Annotated in this window: 2 protein-coding genes and 2 pseudogenes; 3 read left to right on the top strand and 1 reads right to left on the bottom strand. The window is 42.5% G+C overall.

Annotated elements, in window-relative coordinates:
• A partial coding sequence (locus F7C14_RS02570; RefSeq protein WP_290899654.1) for a YkgJ family cysteine cluster protein occupies window positions 1–313 on the top strand: 313 nt, incomplete at its 5' end.
• Here F7C14_RS02570 and F7C14_RS02565 read toward each other — a convergent pair.
• Window positions 281–1,981 carry a long-chain fatty acid--CoA ligase gene (locus tag F7C14_RS02565; protein ID WP_290899652.1) on the bottom strand — a complete coding sequence of 567 codons (1,701 nt, stop codon included), beginning with the start codon at window positions 1,979–1,981 and terminating at the stop codon, window positions 281–283. The genes F7C14_RS02570 and F7C14_RS02565 overlap by 33 nt on opposite strands.
• A 187-nt stretch (window positions 1,982–2,168) precedes the next feature.
• Between F7C14_RS02565 and F7C14_RS02560 the strand changes: the two are divergent.
• Together F7C14_RS02560 and F7C14_RS02555 are read left to right on the top strand one after the other, a co-directional pair.
• A pseudogene (locus F7C14_RS02560) lies at window positions 2,169–2,750 on the top strand (DDE-type integrase/transposase/recombinase); the annotation flags it as partial.
• Between the two features lie 28 nt (window positions 2,751–2,778).
• Window positions 2,779–3,027: pseudogene (locus F7C14_RS02555) on the top strand (hypothetical protein); the annotation flags it as partial.

The raw sequence follows: 3,027 nt of genomic DNA, 5'->3' as shown, positions 1-3,027 counted from the left end.
CTACATAAGGAAGATCAACGGAGTGTGTCCTTTTCAATACAGGAACCTTTGCATAATTCAGGAGAAGAAGCCGCTATCCTGCAAGCTGTTTCCCTTTTCGATTTACGAAAGGGGAGAGGATGATGCTCTATTCATCTATAAGGGGGAGGAGTATTACGTTTACGTGGACACTTTCTGCAAGAATTTGAAGCTTGGGAAGCCGAGTAGGGAATTTATCAACGCGATAGTAGAGGCGATAAAAATTTATAAAGGAGAAAAAACGACTCCAGAGCTTATAACTTCAAGAAGAGCCCTTGGTACTTTCTTCTCTTAGCACCCTCCTCAGTATCTTTCCTACGGCACTCTTTGGAAGTTCGTCTCTGAATTCGATTATTTTCGGAACCTTGTATGCTGCAAGCCTTTCTCTGCAGAACTGCTCTATCTCCTTCTCAGTAACTTTCCCCTTATACTCGGGTTTGAGGACTATGAACGCTTTTACTGTTTCGCCTCTGTATTTGTCTGGAACGCCAACAACTGCAGCTTCCAAAACTGCAGGGTGCTCGTAGAGAACCTCTTCAACCTCCCTCGGATAAATGTTGTATCCTCCGGCGATTATCACGTCCTTCTTCCTGTCCACTATGTAGAAGTATCCGTCTTCGTCCATTTTCGCCATATCTCCAGTTAGAAGCCATCCGTTCACGAGGGCTTTGGCAGTTTCCTCCTCCATTTTGTAGTAGCCCTTCATCACCTGAGGTCCCTTTATCGCGAGCTCTCCCACCTCTCCAATCGGCAAAATTCTTCCCTCGTCATCTACAATAACCGCATAGGTATCTGGGAACGGTAAGCCTATGCTTCCTTCTTTGTTCATCCCGTAGATCGGATTCGCATGAGTTACTGGAGATGTCTCGCTCAAGCCGTATCCCTCAACGAGCTTTCCTCCAGTAAGCCTTTCGAACTCCCTTTTGACTTCAATCGGCAGCGGGGCTGAACCGCTTATGCAAGCTTTCACGCTCGAGAGATCTCTTTTCTCAACTCCGGGGAAGTTGTTTATAGCGTTGAAAAGAGTAGGAACTCCGCAGAATATCGTTATCTTGTGCTTTTCTATCGAATCGAGTATTCTTTTGATGTCTCTTGGGTCGGGAATCAGAACTATCTTCGCTCCCAGCGCAATGGGAGCGTTCATGCTTGTGGTCATTCCGTAAACGTGGAAGTATGGGAGAGCTCCCGCAAACACGTCTTTTTCGCTCAAATCCGGAAGCCATTCAAGTATTTGATAAACGTTAGCCACGAGGTTGAAATGGGTTAGCATAGCTGCCTTAGGTAAGCCGGTGGTTCCGCCAGTGTACTGAAAGACTGCCACATCTTCTTTCGGATCGACTTTCACCGCTTTTTCTATAGGTTCGCTCTTTGCAGCGTCTTTCCAAAAATCGAAATCTCCCTTTAATTCCACCTTTTCCTTCTTAAACTTGTAGAGAAAGTTCAAGGGGAACTTCAGGTAATCTTCCACTCTGCAAACAATTATCTTTTCAAGAATTCCTTCCTCCTTCAGCTTTTTCAGCTTTGGATAGACATTCTCTATGCAGAAGGCAACCTTCGCCTCGCTGTTCTCAGCTATATGCCTAACTTCCCTTTCGGTGTAAAGGGGGTTGCACTGGACAACTGTACCACCGGCTTTCAGCACTCCGAAGTAAGCTATGACGTAGTGAGGAGTGTTTGGCAAGTCGAGGATAACCCTATCTCCTTTTTTTACGCCGATATTTTTCAGGTAACCGGCTATCCTTTCTGATGCTTCCTTTAGCTGTCGATAAGTTATCTCCTTGCCTATGAAGTCTAACGCAACCTTATCTGGGAATTTTTCGGCTGAGTTATTAAGAAGATCGTAAAGCGGTATTTCCGGATACTCAAGATTTGGTCTAACACCTTTATCGTAATGCTTTATCCAAATTCTGTTTATTTCCTCCTCGCTAATTTCCGTTATCAGTTTTCCTTCAACCCCAAGCATATTTGAAGATTCATTTACACCGTTATAAATATTTCCATGATTAATTCATAAAATTGTCATGATTTATTCCAAGACCGGGGTTTGACTTTAAAAAGTTTTCTGAGGAGTTGCTGGAAGTAGTTAAGTGTAAACTCAGAATAATCAAAGTATAAGCTGTGCAGTCTCAATCTGGAAGTTAATTGAAGAGATGTAGTCTAAGAAGGTCTTTCTAAGGAACAGAAAGGGATTTGAATTAAAGATTCTCAGCCTTACTCTACTTTTACGGTCTGTTTTTAAGGAAAGCGAGCAAATTTGATTCTTTGTTCGATTAAATCAGTTACGAACCCATAAGAATCTACTACCACAGAATTAAGAAAGTCGTAAAACATCCTGAAAGGAGGAGAAGAAGGCTAAATTGCGATAGACGGAAACTAAAGTTAGAGAGCAGATCATCATCTGGAGTGCGATAGATGTCGATTCTAAAGAATGTCTGTTCGTCTGGGCATCTGAGGGTAGAGGAAGCTTTGAAGCCTACGCTTTCCTTAAAGAAGTTCTCAAATACTACGAAAATAAGCTGGAGGTTGTTGTTGATAGAGGATTCTGGTACAAATGGGCTCTGAAAAGAATGGGATTGAAGTGTAAGTATGAGACATTTGGTGAGCGAAATGCAGTAGAAGGGTTCTTTTCTCTGCTGAAGGGAAGAACAAAGAAGTTCTGGAATAGATTTCCCTTCAACAGTTCCTTCGATTCCGTTCAGAGTTGGTTGGAAAGCTTTGTGGGATTGTACAATCTGGAGAGGTGGCTAATTTGTCTTTATTTTGATAAGCCTAGTCATAATTGCGATAACTCCTCCTGCAACTGGTTATGAACTATCAATTTATGATGCGTATCCTTGGTATTTCTGGCTCATTATCATTGCTAGCATTGCTTGCGGTACCTTTATCTTAATATATCAGGCCTTTTCCGAGGAAAAATCAAGGTTGTGGTTTGCTGGGTTAGTAATAATTCTTTTTGCCAACTCCATATTTCTGCTCCTACCTGAATTTAGAGGTTACGCCATTTATGGG

It is taken from the genome of Ferroglobus sp. (assembly GCF_015521575.1).
In the GTDB taxonomy this organism is placed as follows: Archaea; Halobacteriota; Archaeoglobi; order Archaeoglobales; family Archaeoglobaceae; genus Ferroglobus.
This window is presented reverse-complemented; position numbering and strand designations above follow the sequence as displayed.

Bases quoted from the DNA above. Each gene is read 5' to 3' on its own strand.
- F7C14_RS02565 (WP_290899652.1), bottom strand. From the start codon at position 1,981: ATGCTTGGGGTTGAAGGAAAACTGATAACGGAAATTAGCGAGGAGGAA.